A 20137-nucleotide genomic window follows, 5' to 3' on the forward strand; every position below is an offset into this window, starting at 1 on the left:
GCTTAAAAAGTAGGAAAATTTTTACTTTAACCCGCTGTCACATCCATTTTTTCGATCACTTCTTCCAGGTCGATTCCCTCACCTAAAACGGGTTTGAAAAGGTCGCCTTCCTGCTGGATCCGCTCGATGGCGTTGTAAATCGTGAAGTCTTTCAGCTGCAATCCGATTTTTACCTCATCCCAATGCAGGGGCATCGAGACGGTGGCGCCGGGTTTCGGTCGCACAGAGTAGGGTGCGGCCAGCATCGCTTTTGCACGGTTTTGCAGGTAGTCGATGTATAGTTTGCCTTTGCGGTTTTTGGTCATACGCTCTACGCTGGTGAAATCGGGGAGCTGGTGCTGCACTTGCCCGGCGACCCATTCTGCGAACAGCTGGCATTGGTCGTAGCTGTATTTTGCGCCGAGCGGAATGTAAATGTGCAAGCCCGTGGAGCCGGAAGTTTTGCAATAGGACGGAACAGACAGCGAATCGAGCAGCCCTTTAATGGCCTGGGCCGTTTCGATCACCTGCTCAAACGTGTTAGTCGTGTCGGGATCGAGGTCGAGCAGACACCAGTCGGGATTATCGGGCGTTTCAATGCGGCTATTCCAGGGATTCACGTCGATCGCGCCGAGATTGGCCATGTAGAGCAATGTAGCTTCGTCGTTGCAAAGCATGAAGTTTTTGTTCTCGCCTTCCGAAACATAGGGCGTGGTCTCGATCCAGTCCGGCACTTTGCCGGTGACATTTTTCTGATAAAAGCTTTTGCCTTTAATGCCGTTCGGGAACCGGTTGAGCGAGAGCGGACGGTTTTCCAGGTAAGGCAAAATGAATGGGGCGACCTGGTAGTAATAGTTAATCAGCTCGCGTTTCTGGATTTTGTCATCGGGCCAGTACAGTTTACCCAAATTGGAAAATTTCACTTCATGGCCGTTGATTTTTCTCACCTGCGTTTCTTCTTTGGGATTCAAAAGCGTTTTTCTTTTCGCTTTGGCGGGCTTCTTGATGATTTTCTCACTCTTGGCTTCGATTTCCTCCACCACTTCTTCCGCAGGTTTTTCTACCTCCCGCACGACGTCTTTGGCCGATTTATCTTCCCGCATTCCCTCAAACGACGGATGCCGGAATACGCCATCCTGGGTAATTTCCGTAAAACTGATCTCGCACACGAGCTCCGGTTTCAGCCAGGTCGCATTCGCGTGGGGCGGGTTCGGCCGGAAGCGCGACGGTTTGTTATAATCCGGTGTTTCCTTGAAAGGGCTTTTCTTGGTAATTAGTGGTTTGAAAAGCGCCATCATCTCCTTTTGTTGTTTTTCCTTGAAACCCGTGCCCACTTTGCCGACATATTGCAGCTCACCTTTGTCGTAAGCTGCCAGCAGCAGTGCGCTGAAGAGCTTCGAAGAGCCTTCATTCAAAGTATACCCTGCGATGATGACCTCCTGCCGCTTGCTGATCTTGATTTTCAGCCAGTCGCGCGTGCGGATGCCCGGATAGTATTCGCTGTCGGATTTTTTGGCGATGATGCCTTCCAGCCCCATTTTTTGAGCTGCTTCAAAAAACGCCTTGCCGTCGGCTGCGATGCTGTAACCGAGTTGAACAGGGCTATTTTCGTCTACAATGCTTTGCAGAATGGCTTTCCGTTCGGTAAGCGGCAAATGAATGAGGCTTTTGCCTTCCAGCCAGAGAATATCGAATGCATAATACACCAGCTCGCCATCGGCCTCGCTGCGCCAGTTTTGTAATGCGTTAAAATCGGAAAGCCCTTTTTCGTTGATCACGACAATTTCCCCGTCCATCACCGCATTGATTTTCCATTCGCCAAGCTGCTGATAAACAGGATAGAATTTGTCGTTAAACGACTTTTTGTTCCTCGATTGCAACGTTACCTCGCCTTTATTAAGGTAAGCAAGCGCTCGGTAACCATCCCATTTGACCTCGTATTCCCAGCCGGGATCGTCGAATGGCCCATCGACCAGCGTGGCGAGCATGGGCTGCAGGTCAGCCGGAAATTTTTGCTCTTTTCCCTTTTTCAGGATCGCCGCTACGTCTGCGTCCGGACTTTTTTTTTCCACCGCTGCGTCTTCGGCAGGGTCTTTGGCCTCTGTTTTGCCGGCTGACTTTGTTTTGGCAGGTTTCTTTTCTTCGTGATTGCTTTCCCAAACCGCGTCCCCGTCTTTTTCTATTCCCTGCAAAGTGCGGCGGGAAACGGCGGAGCGGTCTTTTTCTGTGATATCGTCTTCCGAAGCAAACGAATCGCGGTGCTTGATGAGCAGCCAGGCGTTCTCCTCCATCCCTTTGGTTTTCACGAGCGCATACTCCCCCTTCAATTTTTTGCCGTTCAGTTTCACTTTCAGCGAGCCCGAATACAGCTCTTTAAGGGCCAGTTTTTCCTGCGCTTTTTTCCCTTTTACGCCTTTCAGCTTGCCGTTCACCTCTTCCAGTGGCTCATAAGTGCCAAAATCCCAGACCATTACCGTTCCGGCCCCATAGTTGCCCTCGGGGATAATGCCTTCGAAATCCTTATAATCGTAAGGATGGTCCTCCACCATCATCGCCAGCCGCTTCACCGACGGATCAGTAGATGGCCCCTTCGGTACCGCCCAACTTTTAAGCACGCCGTCCATTTCCAGTCTGAAATCATAATGCAGGCGGGAGGCATCGTGTTTCTGGATCACGAAAATGAGCTCTTCTTTGGCAGCTTTACCACCTTTCGGCTCAGGAGTTTTGTCGAAGGAACGTTTTTCGTTGTATTTGGTAAGGCTCATGGTGGGAATGTTGAATGATTGAATGACTGAATGATTGAATGATTAGTCGTGGAACGTGGAATGAGTGAATTTTGAATGAGTGAATGAATGAAAAATTAACTATCCGAATCCTTACAATTTCATGACTACATCTGACTATTTCTGACTATCCCTGACTTTCTCATCAAATCATTCAATCATTCACTCATTCACTCATTAAATTCCACATCGTCAACTCCTGCATCCGGACGTCAACGAGTTCCTGCAACTTCTTCGCATTATCCAGAGCGTGGCCGCCTACGTCATTGTTGAAGAATACCCAGACTTCGTGGCCTCCTTCGGCCCAGCTGGCGAATTTTTCGGCGTAGTCTTCCAGGACATCGTCGGAATAGGGTGAGCTGTACAGGGATGTCGGGCCGTGGAAACGCAGGTAAATATCTTTGGCAGTGATTTCTTCGTGGTAGGGGAACCGGTCGGCTTGTGAGAAAACGAGACTGATACGGTGCTTTTTCATCAAACGAATGCTTTCTTCCGAAAACCAGGAAGGGTGCCGCACTTCCAACGCGAAACGAAAGCCGCTGTACTGGTCGGTTTCTTCATAAAATGCTTCTGCTACCTCCAAATGAAACCGCGAGTTGGCGGGCAGTTGAATGAGGATAGGACCCAGGTGCTTTTTAAACGAACCGAAAATGTTGAAAAACCGCTGTAATGGTTCTTGCGGATCGTGGAGCTTTTTAAGATGGCTCAAGTACCGGCTCATTTTAGGACAAAAAAGGAAGCCTTCGGGCACGGCTTCCACCCATTTTTCAACCGTTTCTTTCGATGGCAATTTGTAAAAGCTGTTGTTGATCTCCGAAACGGGGAAATGTCGGGCATAAAATGTCAGGTATTCCGCAGGTTTCACATTTCCCGGATAGAAAATGCCTTTCCAATGTTTGTAGCTCCATCCGGATGTGCCGATGTGTATTTTTTGCTCCACTTTCGTTTTCAGTTCGTTGTGCAGCGATTAAAAGCAATAATCGTACCGATTGATTATCGGTAGAGCAAGTAATGCGTCGGTATAGTAAGAGGAATGGTTTTTGAAACCTAAATACCTCAAACAAAATAGAAACCAATGGCAGTTATCGATATTCCGGGGGTCGACACCCTGGGTGACCAGGAGGAAACGCTGGGCACGGCCGATGACCTTCGGGAGGAGGTAGTGCTCGACATCATGCAACAGGAAATCGTGGGTAGTATGGTGAAAATCGAATTTGAAACCTCGCTTGGGCTCTGTACCGGCCATTATCTGTCAACAGAGCTCGGGCATGAGGAGATCAACCTCGACGCAGAGTCGCTTGAAAGACTGCGACAGCTTTTTCCCGCCTGCAACGGTGCATTCGTGCATCCGAACAACCGCGATTGGGTGGAAGTGAGCCTGGCAGAGATCATCGGCGGGCTACCTGAATACAAGATTTACAGCCGCGTGGTGACGGGCGGGATTGTATGACGAATGCAGTTATTTGTTGGCTATTCCGATGTAAGAGGCCAAAAAAGTCGGTGTTAATGGCGATTTATTTCGAAATTGGCATTTAAACTTACACCATTACCGCATTCGTTCATGAAGGATATCAGTGTTCAGGATTTGCTGGCGATCGAGGTTTTCAAGGATGTACCTGAGAGCCAGTTACAATGGATGATCGACAACAGCCGGCATTATGAGTTGCAGGAAGGCGATATGATGATCCGTCCCGGCGAACCGCTCATCGGCACGCATGTGATTTTTTCGGGAAGGATTGAACTGTACCGGGTCCAGGCCAACACCAAACAGATAATCTCCGAACTGTTGCCGGGTACCGTTACCGGTATCTTACCGTTTTCGAGGGGCAAAATAGCCATTGCATACGGTGTGTGCCTGGAAACGGCGCAACTGATGACCCTTCCGAAGGAGTTGCTACGGGAAATGGTCACCTCGCATTACGAACTTACCCAGGCTTTGGTGATCGTGATGACTTCGCGCGTACGGGAATTCACCGAGCTTGAACAGCAGAATGAGAAGATGATGGCGCTCGGAAAGCTGTCGGCCGGGCTCGCACATGAGCTGAACAACCCGGCGGCCGCCATTGTGCGAAGCTCTGCGTCGTTGAAGGAGCATTTACTCATGCAACCGGATTCGTTCAAATCACTGCTTTCGATCCATTTGTCGCACGAGGAGATTGACATGCTCAATGATAAAATGGTGCGTTTGCTGAACAATACGAACCGTCCGGTGCTCTCGATGATGAAGCGTTCGGAAAAGGAAGACGAAATCCTCGACTGGCTGGATATGAATAGTATCGACGGCTGCGAGGACATTGCAGATAATCTCGTGGAATTCGGGGTAGGCGAGGATGATCTGGAAGAATTGAAAGGAAAGATCAACCACGATGATCTTTCACCGGTGCTGACCTGGATCAACAACAGCCTGACGACCGAGCGGATGGTGGCCGATATTCAGGAAGCTTCCAAACGCATTGCCGAACTGGTAGGATCCGTGAAAACTTTCACGCACATGGACCGCGGGGGCGAGCGCGAGTACGTAGACATCCACGTGGGCATCCGCAACACGCTTATCATGCTGAATTACAAGTTGAAAAAGGGTAACGTCAAGGTAGTAGAGGATTTCGACCTGACACTACCGCCCGTAAAGGCAATGGTAGGCGAGCTGAACCAGGTTTGGACGAACCTGATCGACAACGCGATCGATGCGCTTGAAAATCAGGCTGATCCGGAGCTGACCATCATCACTCGCCGTGACAAGGAGTTTGTGAAAGTGACGATTTGTGACAATGGACCCGGCGTTCCGGCGGAGATACGCTCCAAGATCTTCGACCCTTTTTTTACGACCAAATCGGTTGGAAAAGGGACGGGGCTTGGCCTCGACGTCGTAAACCGGATCGTGCGTCAGCACCACGGGACGGTCACGCTCCATTCTCAACCCGGACGTACGGAGTTCGAGGTTTGTTTCCCATTTAATGGCTAATTTTAATTCTCAACAATTTAATAGAAGCTCCCATGGCTTTGCCCATTATATTTTCGATTGACGACGACCCGCAGGTACTCCGTGCGATCAGCCGCGACCTGAAATCTCATTACCGTGAAAAATACAGGATACTGAGCACAACCTCCGTGGCGGAGGCGATGGAGAGCCTGCTCGAATTACAGAACCGCGGTGACGAGATCGCGATGTTTATCTCTGATCAGCGGATGCCCGAAATGCAGGGTGTCGATTTCCTGCAAAAGGCCATGAAAATGTTCCCTTTCGCCAAAAGAGTCCTGCTGACGGCTTACTCGGATACCGAGGCGGCTATTAAAGCCATCAACGACGTGCAGCTCGACTATTACCTGATGAAACCCTGGGACCCGCCAGAGGAAAAGCTCTACCCGGCCATCGACGAGCTGCTTCGCGACTGGCAGGGCAACTACCGTCCCGAATTCAAGGGAATTAAAGTGATAGGTTATCAGTTTTCACCCAAAGCGCACGAAATCAAGGATTTCCTTGCCGGTAACCTGGTGCCCTATTTGTGGCTCGATGCCGAATCGAATGAAACCGGCAGGCAGATTTCACAAAGTAATAATCTTTGCCCGGTCGATTTTCCTGCGGTGATATTTGAGGATGGTTCCTTGTTGAAAACGCCCTCGCTGATCGACATCGCAGAGCGCATCGGGTTGAATGCGAAAACGAAGCAGCAGATTTACGACGTGGTGATCATTGGCGCCGGACCGGCGGGGCTTGCCGCGTCGGTATACGGTGCCTCGGAGGGTCTAAGTACTTTATTGATCGAGCGGAAAGCGCCTGGTGGCCAGGCAGGCACGAGTTCGCGCATCGAAAACTATCTTGGTTTTCCAACGGGGCTGAGCGGGGCCGAACTTACGCGCCGCGCGATCACACAGGCGACCCGTTTTGGGACCGAGTTCCTTTCGCCGCAGTTTGTGAAGGAGATTAAATTAAAGGATAAATACAAAACCGTCGTGCTGGGAGACGGTAATGAGGTAAATGCGAAGGCGGTTGTCATTACGACCGGCGTCGATTATCGCAAGCTCGAAACAAAAGGTGTCGAGGATTTTACGGGAAAAGGTATCTACTACGGCGCAGCAAGCACGGAGGCCAGTTCATGCGGCAACAAGGACGTATATGTACTTGGTGGTGGTAACTCGGCCGGACAGGCGGCGATGTATTTGTCCAAATTCGCCAGGAATGTCTATATTCTTGTTAGAAAGAACGATCTCACTTCATCGATGTCATCCTACCTGATCGATCAGATCGCCGGAACGGACAACATCAGTGTTTTGGGTTGCACCGAGATCGTCGAAGCCCAGGGCGACGGCCATCTTGAAAAGCTCAAACTCGTTGATTTGAATACGGGTGAGGAGCGTATTGTTCCCGCCGACGCGCTGTTTATTTTCATCGGAGCCAAACCCTATACCGATTGGGTAGGCCTTGAAATCATCAAAAATAAGAAGGGTTTTATCGAAACCGGCCGGGAGATGAAGAACTACGAGAATTTCAAGGAGGTATGGAAAGCCGATCGTGACCCGTATCTGCTCGAAACGAGTTCGCCAGGGATTTTTGCCGCGGGTGACGTGCGTGCCGGTGCGATGAACCGGGTTACCTCAGCAGTAGGCGAAGGGTCGATGTCCATCAGTTTTGTTCACCAATATTTAAGCGAAGTGTAATGGCTCAGGTTTGTAAGCATATAGAAGATATTCAACAGATTAAGGTCGCCGGGGAGTTGGTTTGCGAGGAATGTAAAAAAGTTGACGGCTGGTGGGTGCATCTGCGCACATGCCAGACTTGCGGCGCCACACTGTGCTGCGACAGCTCGCCTGCCAAGCATATGACCAAGCATTTCCACCACACCGGCCACCCGGTAGCGTCCTCGGCCGAGCCCGGCGAGAAGTGGTTGTGGTGCTATGAGGACGAGGCGTTTGTGGAGTATGAATGAGTCAACGATTGAATGATTGAATGATTGAATGAGCCGCCGGGAACTTAGTGAATGCATTGGTTAAGTAAAGTCAAGTTTGGTCAGGTATTGTTCTTTCTAACGACAATGATGACAATTCATGACTATCTCTGACCTGATGACTATTCAATCATTCAATCATTCAGTCATTCAATCATTCGGTCATTCAAAAATTAAAATCCATCCCGCCCGCTCATTTGAATTTCGTAACTTTGCCCCATGACGAAATCTGCGACGATCGAACAGTTCTATAAGGATACCTCCATGCTGATACCCGGGCCGGTTCAGAAGGAGGTGGGGCATTTCAATATTTTCAGGACCGACGAGCTGTACCGTGTAGCAGCGAAAAACCGGGTAATGCCTTACAACCGGCGGGCTTACTATAAAATCAGCCTCATTATCGGACGCAACCGGGCGGAGTATGCCGACAAAGTGATTGATATCGAGCATAATGCATTGCTTTTTGCCACACCGCTTATCCCATACAATTATGTGCCGCAGGATGAAAACCAAGCCGGTTTCTTCTGTATTTTCTCCGAAGATTTCCTCACGCAGGACAACAGCGGCGTGCGCCTCCGCGAGTTGCCGGTGTTTAAGCCGGGTGGTAACCCGATCTTTTTCCTGAACGACGAGCAGATCGAGGACATTAAATACATTTTCAGGAAGATGTTCCGGGAAATCGAATCGGATTATGCGTACAAATATGATTTGCTGCGTAACTATGTGATCGAGCTGATCCATTTCGGGCAGAAGTTGCAGCCAGCCACTTCGCTTTTTACTGAAACGAATGCCTACAAGCGGGTTTCTTCCCTTTTCATTGAATTGCTTGAACGCCAGTTCCCGGTTGAGCCGCCCCATCAGAAGCTGAATTTACGCTCGGCCAAGGATTATGCCGACCAGCTTTCGATTCACGTCAACTATCTCAACAAGGTTTTAAAGGAGATTACAGGCAAAACGACCACCGAGCTCATTACTGAGCGGATTATTAAGGAATCCAAGATCCTTTTGAAGCATACCGACTGGAATGTGTCCGAGATCGCATATAGCCTTGGTTTTGAGGAAGCTTCGCATTTCAACAACCTTTTTAAGAAACATACCGCGGTGAGTCCGCGGGCATTCAGGGCTTAGATTTGAATTTCGTAAGTTTTGATTTGAAACCCGCAAATCCGGCCGGATAGTGCCCGCTACCTTTGTTCCATCAATTTTTAACAACAAAAAAGATGGAATCATTAAGTAAAATAGCATTGGTTACCGGCGGAAGCCGTGGCTTAGGAAAAAACATGGCGCTTCGGCTTGCAGAAAAAGGAAATGATGTGATCGTCGTTTACAGAAGCAAAGAACAGGAAGCGGCGCAAGTCGTGGCGGCCATTGAGGCATTGGGTCAGAAATCGGTGGCTCTTCAATTGGACACCGCGGATGTGAAGTCTTTCGATGGGTTCTTTTCCAAACTTTCAGGTATTTTGAAAGACAAATGGAACCGTACTTCGTTCGACTTCCTGGTCAACAATGCAGGTATCAGCCGTCCTTCGGCATTTCATGAAACCAGCGAAGAAGATTTTGACGACCTTCTGAACGTGCATTTCAAAGGCGTTTATTTCCTTTCCCAAAAAGCATTGCCGCTGCTTGCCGACAGTGGCCGGATCGTGAATCTCTCCACAGGCCTCGCACGCTTTTCTACCCCGGGATACGCGGCGTATGCATCCATGAAGGGCGCGATCGATACGCTGACACGCTACATGGCCAAGGAGCTGGGCGGGAGGGGTATTACCGTGAATGCATTGGCTCCGGGCGCGATATACACCGATTTCAATAGCGAATCATTCGACAATCACCCCGGCCTGACCGACTTTATCAGCAATGTCACCGCACTTGGCCGGGTAGGTGAGCCTGACGACATCGGAGGCGTGGTAGCATTTCTGTGCTCGGAAGATGCGCGCTGGATCACCGGTCAGCGGATCGAAGTTTCGGGCGGGATGTTTCTCTGAAACAGTAAAGCCGCCGCAGGTATGAACCCGTGGCGGCTTTACTGTCAGTAAGCCTCCCGGCTACATTTTGTTGCCCGAGAGTTTCAAATGCACGTCGATACCCGGCTTGATGGACGCTTCGTCCGGCAGGCCGGGCTCCGTCGCATAGTTCATACCCCACAGGGTACGATCGAACTGGGTAGTCGCCTCGAGCGTGAATGAATCGCCGTTCAAATCGATCCGGGCGGGAAAAGTGACGGGATTACTCTTTCCTAACATCGTTAAATGACCTGTCACCTCAAAATTGGCGCCCGAAACCACGCCGGCCCCGGTGCCGGAATAGGGGGAAACGCTCATAATTTCAAAGGTTACGTTGGGGTGGAGCGCCATATCGAAGAAATCGGCGCTTTGCAGGTGATGGATAAGCTGATGTTTCAGCTCGTCGGTCGGCAGGTTAAAATTGGCGATCGATGCGAGCGGGAGAGTAAACGACCCGCTTTTCACCTTTCCCCCGTCGATCACGAGGCTGTTGCTTTCTACCCCGATCGACCCCTCATTGAAGTAACCCGTTTTAAGATAACCTTTCCATTCCGCAACGGAAGATTGGTCGAGGTGGTAGTTGGTCGTGGTGGGCGCATCGTGGTCGGTGCAACCGGTAAATAGTGCGGCGAGTGTTAACAGTGTTAGAAATTGCTTTTTCATGGTTTGAATTGTTTTCATGGCTGATTGTGATTTCGATGCAAAGCTAGTCGCGGTTTTGCTGCCGCGGCCTACGCGAGACGGATCGAAAACTACGCGCGACGGATTTTGTGGCATTTGCCGGAGGATTGGTATTGGGATCAATAATTGCGTTATTTGTGGCCAGATTTAGTCATTAATCCCCGGGCAATGTCAATTAAAGGACCCATTATTTCGATAGAGGACGACGCCGACGATCAGTTTCTCATCAAGAGCGTTATCGAGGAGCTTGACATTACTAACGAGCTTTTGTTTTTCAATAACGGGGTCGAAGCACTGCTTTACCTTGAAACCACACGTGACCAGCCATTTCTGATCATTTGCGATATCAATATGCCTGTCATGAATGGGCTGGAGCTGCGCGAGCGGATCGAAAAGAACGAGTACCTGCGGAAGAAATCGATACCGTTCGTATTTCTGAGTACGGCCGACAATCCCCTGGTGATCGAAACGGCGTACGGTTCCACGATCCAGGGTTTTTTCAAAAAGGAAAACAGTTTTGAAGACCTTAAAACAAGGATCAGGGTAATTTATGATTACTGGTCATATTGCCTGCACCCCAATCATTATCATTGATTTGATTGTGATTCTCTAAATTCCTGTAAGTCAGCGTAACGTCGAAGTGTTTTATATCCGGTGGGAGTTTTCCCACCTTACTACCCGATAGATGGCAGAGAACCCGGTCGGACTTATTTTTCTTAAAATTTCCAATGCTTGTTCCATCGTAAGTTTATCCTCCGGATCTGCCATTATCAGCTCGTCGTTCTCTTCATCGTAACCTTTGACATTTAGCCAATAATCCAACGAATCTTTGTCAACCCGGCGAACCTGTACGATGTGCGGGCCATCATGCCCATAATCTCTTTCCATGCTGATGAATGTTTAAGTACCACAAAATTTATTTCGATAGTATCGAAATTTCGACAGCAAGTCTAGCGGTAGGTTATTGTTACTTTGAAGCTTTTTTTCTGGCAATCTGTTAGTGATTTACGATTACTGATCGTGCTGCCCGTGCCTAATCACTATCATTGACGTGGTTGTGATTTTGTGAGGGGTATTTGAGCTCGGGAGACAGTATGTATCATGCGTCGGCCGATTTCAATAAATGGCTTTTCTACAAACCTGAAAAGGAAGTAGCTGAGAAAAACGCACACGACAGCCACTGCAAAGAAGCCTAGAATTGCGATTTGTATCCTGGATAATTCGGGCAGAAAAGTGATAAGTATCTGTAATACAATACCGATAATCATCGTGTGTATTAGGTAGAAAGAATAGGAAATATCAGCTCCAAAGGAAGCTGTTTTTGTCGAAAGGATGCTTCTAAGTGAGTCCAGAATCCTAAAAAGCCATTTAGGAATAGCGAACTGAATCTCGTCCAAAAAGATCAGGAGCAGGAGCGCCAGAACCAGCACAACCGTTGTATTGGATTGAAATGGCAGTGTTACGGACGCAGCAACCAGCAGGTAAGTGAGATGTATTTGCCTCAATTTTACCGCCCCTGCGATAATTCCGATTATAAAAAGCGGCATTGCAAATAAAAGTGCAGCCGGTAATTTGTAAGTCGGTAGCCCGATTGCGCTGCATCCGAAATTGACTGCCCTGAGCGATACGATTGCAACTACTACGAATGCGATGATACCTACTATAATTCTTTGCCGTTGTTTTCTGCCGCTGGAAAACATTCCCAGGAATAGAAACGGGAAAATCAGGTAGAACTGCGCTTCCAATGAAAGACTCCACGTAACGCCAAGTACGCTATCGTAATACCGCGGAAACAGGCCGTGCACCATGAAAATGTGAGAAATCAGATCGGATACACTTGGCTGCATCATTGATCGAACTGTTCCCCATTGGCTGACATTACCGCCGGTGAAGAATATCAGATTGGCTTCGTTCATTTTAGCTAATGGCACGAAGGTTATAAAAGCCACGATGATACATAAAATGTAAATGGGATATAACCTGAAAAATCTACGTTGCCAAAATTTCAAATGGGTGCTTTGATCGCTGTACGGCTCTTTTGAGCGGCGTTCAATGTAATTATATGTCATTAAAAAGCCGGTGATAACCATAAATCCATTTACGGCATTGACCGGTCTATTGAAGGTTTCAGTCAGAATCGAAGGTAATTTAAAAAACATGGTCCCGCCGATCAAAGTATAGTAATGAGCAGCAAAAACCCAAAATGCCAGTAAAAATCGAAAGCCGTCCAAAAAGCCAATACGAGGGCTTTGATAGTTGCTGTTCATAAAGGTATTAGAGACGTGAGTAGGAATTTGGCAATATAGTTATTTCCTGGAAAAATTTAATTGCCTGCGGAGGTTTTGAAACTTGAAATTTGTTGCAGTAAAAATCTGATCCGATATTGCGCGCATGAAATTTGGGGTAAGGAGCCGCGTTTTTAGGTGAACCTAATTGAATTATGAAAAAACACACATAGGTGACGGTTCCTGGAATGAAGAAATATTTTTTTTAGCTTCATTACGGTAAAAGTTTCAGCCATTACATTCATCATCGCTCTGATTTGGACTTTTATCCGGGGATGGAAATTGCGCCGTTAGGGTGTATGTGCTTGACTGGGAAATGGAGGATTACGGGTAAAAAAAGGAATCGGGGCCTATTATGCTACCTGCATCTAATCATTATCTTTGGCCGGAGTTTAACCCCTGGCTATTAAGCATGAAAAAAATACTAATCGTAGACGACGAGGAGAAGCTTCGCGGATTGATGGGCCGGGTGATCAAATTGGAAGGCCTTGAGGTGATCGAAGCAGGCGATATCAAAACGGCCTGGAAGAAACTTGATCAGTCGGATATCGATGTGGTGCTTTGCGACGTGAAGCTGCCGGATGGCAATGGCGTCGAGTTTTCCAGGGTATTGAAGGAGAAATATCCGTTGTTAGAAGTGATCCTGCTCACCGCTTATGGTAACATTCCCGATGGCGTGCAAGCCATCAAAAATGGTGCTTTCGACTATATTACCAAGGGCGACGATAACAACAGGATCATTCCGCTCTTATACAAAGCCATTGAAAAAACCGAGCTGAACCGCAGGGTAATCAGTCTGGAAAAACAACTTGGGGAACGGTTGTCATTCGATGCGATCATCGGTAAATCCAAAAAGTTGCAGGCTTGCGTCGATCTCGCCCGCAGGGTAGCGCCCACGGATACGACGGTTCTGCTCCTGGGTGAAACGGGCACGGGAAAAGAGGTTTTCGCACAAGCCATTCATCAGGCGAGTAACCGGGCCAAGAAGTCGTTCGTAGCTATCAACTGCTCTGCATTGGGCAGAGATTTACTCGAAAGCGAGATGTTCGGGCACAAAGCAGGCGCATTTACCGGCGCCACGCGCGATAAAAAAGGTCTTTTCGAAGAAGCCAACAACGGAACGATATTCCTGGACGAAATCGGCGAATTAGCCCCTGAGTTGCAGGCCAAGCTACTACGCGTGCTGGAATCCGGGGAGTTTATCAAAATCGGGGAAACACACCCTACAAAGGTAAATGTACGGGTGATCGCCGCTACGCACAGGGATTTGCCCAAGCAAATCGAGGCTGGTGAGTTCCGCAGCGATCTGTTCTACCGGCTTTCTGTCTTTCAGATCACACTACCCGCATTACGAGAGCGTACGGCCGACATAGGGGCGCTGGCGGAAAGTTTTGCGGCGCGGTTTGCATTGAAAACCAATAAGAAGGTCACGTCACTTTCTCCGGCTTTTATCGATGCATTGGAAAAGAATCCCTGGAACGGCAATATCCGCGAACTTAAAAACGTAATCGAACGCAGCGTGATCCTCACTGACGGTCCTGTGCTGGATATTGAAAGTTTGCCGTTTGAAATGCAGCATCCGAGACAGGACAGCGGCAAAAATATGTCGGCATTCTCGCTTGCGAGTTCCGAGAAGCTGCATTTGCAAAAAGTCCTCAACTACACCAATGGCAACAAAGCCGAAGCGGCGCGGCTACTTGAAATAGGCATAGCTACCCTTTATCGCAAGATCGACGAGTACAAACTCTGATCCTATAAATAAAAATGTCTTCTTCCGACATTGACCTCGTAATACTTTCCTGAAATGAAGATCAAAACCAAATTGAGGCTGGGTATAGGCCTGCTTTTCGCCATGATTACCGTGCTGGCGGTCGTGGGCATCAGGCAGGTAAGCCTGCTTTCGGCCGACTCGCGTAACATCCTGATCGCCAACCATAATTCCCTTGAGTATACCCGCCAGATGCTACGAGCGCTCGACGAACTGCAAGTACATGCGGGCGCGTTGGATACCTTTAAGAAGAACCTTGAAGCCCAGCAGAAGAACATTACCGAAATAGGGGAAAAGGAGCTGACAGAGCAGCTGACAGATCATTTTGAAAAGTTGAAAATGAACGTCCGCGATAAGGAAATCGTGGAGCTGATCCGTAACGACGCCCTGGAAATCATGAGCATTAACCTCGGTGCAATCAACCGCAAAAGCCTCATTGCCGGCCAGACGGCCAAAAGCTCGATGGTCTGGATTGGTATTACGGGCACATTGTGCTTCATTATCGCATTTACGCTGCTCGTAAACCTGCCGGGCAACATCGCCAACCCGATCCGGGAGCTCACTGAAAGTATCCGTCAGATCGCAAATGAGAACTATACCGAGCGAGTGCATTTTGGCAGCCGGGACGAGTACGGCCAGCTCGCGCAGTCGTTTAATACGATGGCCGAAAAACTGGAAGAGTATAACAGCAGTAGCCTGGCCAGGCTGATGATCGAAAAAAAGCGCGTGGAGACATTGATCGACAATATGCATGACCCGGTAATAGGCCTGGACGAAAACCGGAAAGTGATATTTGCCAATGAAGTGGCCCGGAAGGTTACCGGTTTGCAGGTATCCGAGCTTGTCGGCCGGAATGCAATGGACATCGCATTGCATAACGACCTGGTGCGTTCGTTAGTCAAAGATATTTCCGACCCGCAGGCGAGGAGCGGTGGGCAGGGGGGCGCTATGAAGATCTACGCCGACGACAAAGAGAGCTATTTTGAAAAAGAATACGTCGATATTTCTATCGTGCCGACGGGCGAGCAGAAGCCACGATCGATAGGGCATGTGATCATCCTCCGCAACGTGACGCCTTACAAGGAGCTGGATTTTGCCAAGACCAATTTTATCGCCAATGTCTCGCATGAGCTAAAAACACCCATTTCTTCCATTAAAATAACCCTTGACCTGCTTCGTAACGAGCGTATGGGTGCAACCAATGAGGAGCAGCGCAGCCTGCTCGACAGCATCCGTGAGGACGCCGACCGGCTTTTGAAAATTACCGGCGAACTGCTGAACATTACCCAGGTAGAAAGCGGCAAGATCCAGCTGAATATCGCAGGGACCTCGCCTCGGGAGATCGTTCAGTATGCCATTGCGGCTAATGAAACGCAGGCGGAAAGCAGGAATATCAGTCTGCAAATTGAGGACCGTGGCGTGCGGTCTAGTGTACTGGCCGATTCGGAGAAAACGGCCTGGGTGCTTACCAACCTGATTTCAAATGCAATCCGCTATTCCTACGACCATTCCAGCATCCGCATTGTCCTGGAAGAGGACACCGGATCGGTGCGCATTGCCGTAGTCGACAACGGCCAGGGGATTTCGCAGGAGTATAAGGGAAAGATCTTCGACCGTTATTTCCGGGTGCCAGGGTCTACCAAAGAAGGTACCGGCCTGGGCCTCGCGATCAGCCGCGAATTCATGGAGGCCCAGGACGGCACGCTCACGGTCGAAAGCGAACTGGGAGCGGGAAGTACTTTCACGATTGCATTGAAAAAGCCCGCCTGACGTGCTACTCGACCACACGCACGCCTACGTACGAGGACGCCGCGCCCGACAAGTACACGCGGTGAGTCGCCTTTTGAAAATCGGATGCATTGGCTTTGTAAATATTCACAAACTTCTGCGGGTTGCGGTCCACGAGCGGAAACCAGGAACTTTGAACCTGGACCATGATCTTATGGCCCTTTTTGAAGCGGTGTGCCGCGTCCTGCATGTCGAATTTCACATTTTCGACCTTGCCGGGCGTCATAGGCTCGGGTTTGGAGAAGCTTTTACGGAATTTGGAACGCATTACCTCGCCGCGGACCAATAACTGGAAACCACCCATTTTCATGTTGGGATTGACGGGACTGTCGTTCGGCGCGTCGCCGGGGTAAACATCTATCAGCTTCACTACAAAATCGGCGTCGTTGCCCGTGCTCGAAACGAAGAGGTCGGCAAAGACATTTCCTGAAATGGTCACGTCTTCCTTCAAAACGTCGGACTCATACACAAGCACATCCGGGCGCGAGGCGGCAAAACGCTGGTCTTCGTACATAAAATCGCTGCCCCGGATAATGCGTATTTCGGAGGTATAAGGCACCGGCTTATCCGGGTCGCTGAGGTATTCGTGAAAGGCTGGTTTGGCGCCTGCCTGCATGGTGGTAATAGTTGGGGAAAACGATAATGTACCGTCCGGATGCAGGTACAGCTTTTTTTCGACTGTGTTTTTCGGCGGCCACTGGTCGTATTTACGCCATTCATTGGAACCGGTTTCGAAAATGTAAGCCTTGGGCAATTTCGGATCGGGCTGGTCTTTCAGATAATGGTTAAAAACCGGCAATTCGATTTCCTTTTGGTAAAAAGCGCTTGTCTTGGCGCCAAACCGGATGTTTCCAAGCGATTCTCCCGTACCGCGCGCCCAGCCGCCATGAATCCACGGGCCCATCACAAGCCAGTTCGGCGTTTGAGGGTTTTGGCTGGAAACCGCCTGATAGGTTTTTAATGGCCCGTACAAATCTTCCTGGTCAAACCAACCGCCTACGACCATGACCGCCGGCTTGACGTTTTTCAAATGCGGTACGGGCGTACGGGCCTTCCAAAAGTCGTTGTACGTCTCATTCTCCATCATCTGGTTCCAGATGCGGTTCTGCCCTTTGAAAATCTGCTGGTCGAAATTTTTCAGAGGCCCCATTTTCTTGTAAAACTCGTACGAATCGGGCGTTCCGTAAGCTGAAAACTGCGGGGCACCTTTGGCGCTGGGAACGGGCCGTGGCGCGCCATATGAGGACAGGAATGCAAATGTGCCCATCAGGAAAAACGCGCCGTTATGGTGCCGGTCATCACCCATAAACCAGTCGGTGACCGGCGCCTGGGGGGAAGCGATTTTTAATGCCGGGTGTGCTTCGACGGCCGTCATCGTCGTGTAGTAACCCGGCGCCGAAATGCCCCAGGTGCCCACTTTACCGTTATTTCCTTCGACATTCTTAATGAGCCATTCGATGGTATCGTAGGTATCGGAGCTTTCATCAATATCGGTTTTGTTCTTTTTTGCAGGAATAAAAGGCCGGTACGCCTCGAAATCGCCTTCCGACATAAATTTGCCACGAACGTCTTGATAAACAATAATATAGCCTTCGCGCGCAAAGAGCATACTCGGCCCCAGGGAGGTTTTGTATAAATCTTCCCCGTAAGGTGCCACGCTATAAGGCGTGCGGTTGAGCAGGATCGGATAGGTTTTGGTTTTGGAAATGTCTTTGGGAAGATAAATGGCCGCAAAGAGTTTGATGCCATCGCGCACCGGGATCTGTCGCTCGATCTTCGTGTAGTGCTCGCGGATGTAGAGGGAGTCTTCTTTCGCATTGGTTTGTGCCCTTATGTTTGAAGTCATCAGGGTTGCGAGAACGATCAGTAAGGCGACGCGCGGACATGTGATGAACCGGCAAATCAAGGAGTGAAGTAAGGATGTTTTCAAAACGGTTGCAGGATTAGTTTTAGCCAATTTAATATAAAACAGCATACAATCGCAGTCGGCAACCATTTCGTCGAGGTGGGTTTCGCGTCAGCCATTGCCGCTTATCACATCGCTATTGGAATTTTGAAGTCAGTACTGTATATTGCATAGTACCTTGTAAAACAATTTCTAGCCATGAAAATTAAATCACTACTAATCGCTCAAATTGCCGCATTCGCCCTGCTGATCTCCTGCAATAACGGTGATGTGAACATCGCCGTGAAGGATGATGACGGTTACTATCGGTTCAAGGCCCATTTTGATGACAACTTGTCGCCACGGGTCAGCGAATTTCTGAATGACCACATTTCGCCGATACGGATAGATCCGGAGCAGGAATCGAAAGTTATTACCGTTTTGGCAGACCAGACCAAACTGACTGTCGAATCCTCGCCGGGAGAGCTGATGATTTACCTCGACAAGGAGGAGAACAGCCGCGCTTCTTACCACCGCGTCAAAAACCTTTGCGAGGGGGTCAAGGACGTCATTCTCAAACATAATAAATAGCCGCCTGGAAAACGCCGGAGCAACCTCGACCGCTGGCCGAAAATTTCTATTTTTGATAAACCAACGGCCCGGTTACAATGGCTTCCAAAACGATCAGTGATTTTTACCGCAAACACAGGCAGGAATTGCTCTATGGGGTATCTCTTGCCTTGTTGCTTTTTGTGCTCAGATGGCTCGAATTGCGGTTCCTGATCATCGACCATATCATTGAGATCTACGTCGGTGCCATTGCGCTGCTGTTTACCGGGCTGGGTATATGGCTGGCTCACAAACTTACTACGCCCAAAGTCGAGACGCGGATTGTGGAACGTGAGGTGTATGTGACGGCAGGCGATGAATTCACTATCAACGAGCCGGAGCGACTAAGGTTGGGCATTAGCTACCGCGAGCTGGAAGTGCTGCGACTGGTATCCGAGGGGCTGAGCAACCAGCAAATCGCCGAACGACTGTTTGTGTCGCTCAACACGGTAAAGACGCATTCATCGCGGATTTTCGAAAAGCTGGAAGTCCGTAATCGTACGCAGGCAGTGGAGCGCGCGAGGCGGCTACGGCTCATTGCGTGATGTTGGTATGGGTAGCGTGGGCAAGTCAGGTGTGGTCAGGAAAGTCAGGCGTAGTCAGGGAATGGGTCAGTAGGTCAGGTGTAATTAACAGTCGATGACAATCCCTGACCACACCTGACTTGCCTGTCTACCTGACCATTCTTGACAGTCCCTGACCAAAGATTGAACGGCAATTTCCAGTGTAGTTGCAAAATCACCCGAAAGTATGAGTGCAAAACCGTAATTCCGCTTCAATTTCGCCGCATTGTCAGCTATTTAAACAATATGATATGAACAGGATCATTGTTATCTGCGGCCTTATTTCGGGCGTGATCGTTTCCACTTTCATGGTTGCCTCCATGGCGGTCTGTTATCAGAAAGAGAGTTTCGATGGCAACATGCTGCTGGGATACGCGGCTATGCTGCTATCTTTTTCGATGGTTTTTGTAGGAATAAAAAATTACCGCGACAAATACAGCGGCGGCTCGGTCTCTTTTGGAAAGGCGTTTAAAATCGGTTTGTTCATCACACTCGTGGCATCGACGGTATATGTGATCGTCTGGCTGATCGACTACTACCTTTTTATCCCCGATTTCATGGACAAATACACCGCGCATTTGCTGAAAGAGTTCCAGGCGGAGGGCCCGACTGCGGCCGAGCTAGATGCGAAGGTGACCGAGCTGGCCGGATATAAGGAAATGTACCGGAGCCCGCTGATGGTGATTCTGTGGACCTATTTGGAAATTTTGCCGGTCGGGCTTGTCGTTACGCTCATTTCCGCGCTGATACTTAAAAAACCGGGTGCGGCGGTACGCTCGGCGTAACTTGGTTGGCGGGAACAGATCAGTTGAACAATATTTTAAGAGCGTTAAATAATATTTGGAACTAA

Annotated in this window: 18 protein-coding genes; 12 read left to right on the forward strand and 6 right to left on the reverse strand. The window is 49.3% G+C overall.

All coding sequences use genetic code 11. The annotated features are described in order from the left end of the window. Positions 1-26: 26 nt before the first annotated feature. Both ligD and AAHB90_RS14660 read right to left on the reverse strand, forming a co-directional pair. Positions 27-2744, reverse strand: a complete 2718-nt coding sequence (gene ligD, locus AAHB90_RS14655) for a DNA ligase D (RefSeq protein ID WP_342085955.1) — start codon at positions 2742-2744, stop codon at positions 27-29. A gap of 184 nt (positions 2745-2928) precedes the next feature. Then, on the reverse strand, positions 2929-3702 hold the full coding sequence (locus AAHB90_RS14660) for a DUF72 domain-containing protein (RefSeq protein WP_342085956.1): 774 nt from the start codon (positions 3700-3702) through the stop codon (positions 2929-2931). Between the two features lie 135 nt (positions 3703-3837). Here AAHB90_RS14660 and AAHB90_RS14665 point away from each other — a divergent pair, with 135 nt between their 5' ends. The 6 genes from AAHB90_RS14665 (at position 3838) to AAHB90_RS14690 (ending at position 9690) form a co-directional block, all read left to right on the forward strand. Next, positions 3838-4212 (forward strand): hypothetical protein, encoded by a 375-nt coding sequence (locus AAHB90_RS14665; RefSeq protein WP_342085957.1) that lies wholly within the window; start codon positions 3838-3840, stop codon positions 4210-4212. Between the two features lie 111 nt (positions 4213-4323). Beyond that, positions 4324-5724 carry an ATP-binding protein gene (locus tag AAHB90_RS14670; protein WP_342085958.1) on the forward strand — a complete coding sequence of 467 codons (1401 nt, stop codon included), beginning with the start codon at positions 4324-4326 and terminating at the stop codon, positions 5722-5724. Positions 5725-5756: 32 nt separating this feature from the next. Next, on the forward strand, positions 5757-7418 hold the full coding sequence (locus AAHB90_RS14675; RefSeq protein WP_342085959.1) for an FAD-dependent oxidoreductase: 1662 nt from the start codon (positions 5757-5759) through the stop codon (positions 7416-7418). After that, positions 7418-7687, forward strand: a complete 270-nt coding sequence (locus AAHB90_RS14680) for a UBP-type zinc finger domain-containing protein (RefSeq protein WP_342085960.1) — start codon at positions 7418-7420, stop codon at positions 7685-7687. The genes AAHB90_RS14675 and AAHB90_RS14680 overlap by 1 nt, the downstream gene beginning before the upstream one ends. 237 nt (positions 7688-7924) lie before the next feature. After that, a complete protein-coding gene (locus AAHB90_RS14685; RefSeq protein ID WP_342085961.1) occupies positions 7925-8833 on the forward strand; it encodes a helix-turn-helix domain-containing protein in 909 nt (302 codons plus the stop codon). A gap of 92 nt (positions 8834-8925) precedes the next feature. Beyond that, positions 8926-9690 (forward strand): SDR family NAD(P)-dependent oxidoreductase, encoded by a 765-nt coding sequence (locus tag AAHB90_RS14690; RefSeq protein WP_342085962.1) that lies wholly within the window; start codon positions 8926-8928, stop codon positions 9688-9690. A 60-nt stretch (positions 9691-9750) separates the two neighbouring features. On the opposite strand, the gene AAHB90_RS14695 is transcribed toward AAHB90_RS14690, so the two are convergent. Beyond that, positions 9751-10371, reverse strand: coding sequence for a YceI family protein (locus AAHB90_RS14695; RefSeq protein ID WP_342085963.1), 621 nt, complete (start codon positions 10369-10371; stop codon positions 9751-9753). A 186-nt stretch (positions 10372-10557) separates the two neighbouring features. Here AAHB90_RS14695 and AAHB90_RS14700 point away from each other — a divergent pair, with 186 nt between their 5' ends. Continuing rightward, complete coding sequence (locus tag AAHB90_RS14700; RefSeq protein WP_342085964.1) at positions 10558-10983, forward strand: response regulator; 426 nt, start codon at positions 10558-10560, stop codon at positions 10981-10983. Positions 10984-11034: 51 nt separating this feature from the next. Here the strand turns inward: AAHB90_RS14700 and AAHB90_RS14705 are convergent, their stop codons facing one another. Together AAHB90_RS14705 and AAHB90_RS14710 are read right to left on the reverse strand one after the other, a co-directional pair. Next, on the reverse strand, positions 11035-11277 hold the full coding sequence (locus AAHB90_RS14705; protein WP_342085965.1) for a hypothetical protein: 243 nt from the start codon (positions 11275-11277) through the stop codon (positions 11035-11037). Positions 11278-11432: 155 nt separating this feature from the next. Beyond that, positions 11433-12656 (reverse strand): acyltransferase family protein, encoded by a 1224-nt coding sequence (locus AAHB90_RS14710; protein WP_342085966.1) that lies wholly within the window; start codon positions 12654-12656, stop codon positions 11433-11435. 430 nt (positions 12657-13086) lie between these two features. Here AAHB90_RS14710 and AAHB90_RS14715 point away from each other — a divergent pair, with 430 nt between their 5' ends. Both AAHB90_RS14715 and AAHB90_RS14720 read left to right on the forward strand, forming a co-directional pair. Next, positions 13087-14424 (forward strand): sigma-54-dependent transcriptional regulator, encoded by a 1338-nt coding sequence (locus tag AAHB90_RS14715; protein ID WP_342085967.1) that lies wholly within the window; start codon positions 13087-13089, stop codon positions 14422-14424. Between the two features lie 54 nt (positions 14425-14478). Continuing rightward, entirely contained in the window at positions 14479-16212 is a 1734-nt protein-coding gene (locus AAHB90_RS14720) for an ATP-binding protein (RefSeq protein ID WP_342085968.1), read from the forward strand. Between the two features lie 4 nt (positions 16213-16216). On the opposite strand, the gene AAHB90_RS14725 is transcribed toward AAHB90_RS14720, so the two are convergent. Further along, complete coding sequence (locus AAHB90_RS14725) at positions 16217-18076, reverse strand: CocE/NonD family hydrolase (protein WP_342085969.1); 1860 nt, start codon at positions 18074-18076, stop codon at positions 16217-16219. Positions 18077-18334: 258 nt separating this feature from the next. Between AAHB90_RS14725 and AAHB90_RS14730 the strand changes: the two genes are divergently transcribed. The 3 genes from AAHB90_RS14730 (at position 18335) to AAHB90_RS14740 (ending at position 20072) form a co-directional block, all read left to right on the forward strand. Continuing rightward, on the forward strand, positions 18335-18706 hold the full coding sequence (locus AAHB90_RS14730) for a hypothetical protein (RefSeq protein ID WP_342085970.1): 372 nt from the start codon (positions 18335-18337) through the stop codon (positions 18704-18706). 77 nt (positions 18707-18783) lie between these two features. Next, on the forward strand, positions 18784-19269 hold the full coding sequence (locus tag AAHB90_RS14735; protein ID WP_342085971.1) for a helix-turn-helix transcriptional regulator: 486 nt from the start codon (positions 18784-18786) through the stop codon (positions 19267-19269). Between the two features lie 269 nt (positions 19270-19538). Further along, a complete protein-coding gene (locus tag AAHB90_RS14740) occupies positions 19539-20072 on the forward strand; it encodes a DUF4199 domain-containing protein (protein WP_342085972.1) in 534 nt (177 codons plus the stop codon). Positions 20073-20137: the final 65 nt, after the last annotated feature.

Origin of the sequence: Dyadobacter sp. OTU695 (genome assembly GCF_038440355.1) — a bacterium.
Lineage (GTDB): Bacteria > Bacteroidota > Bacteroidia > Cytophagales > Spirosomataceae > Dyadobacter.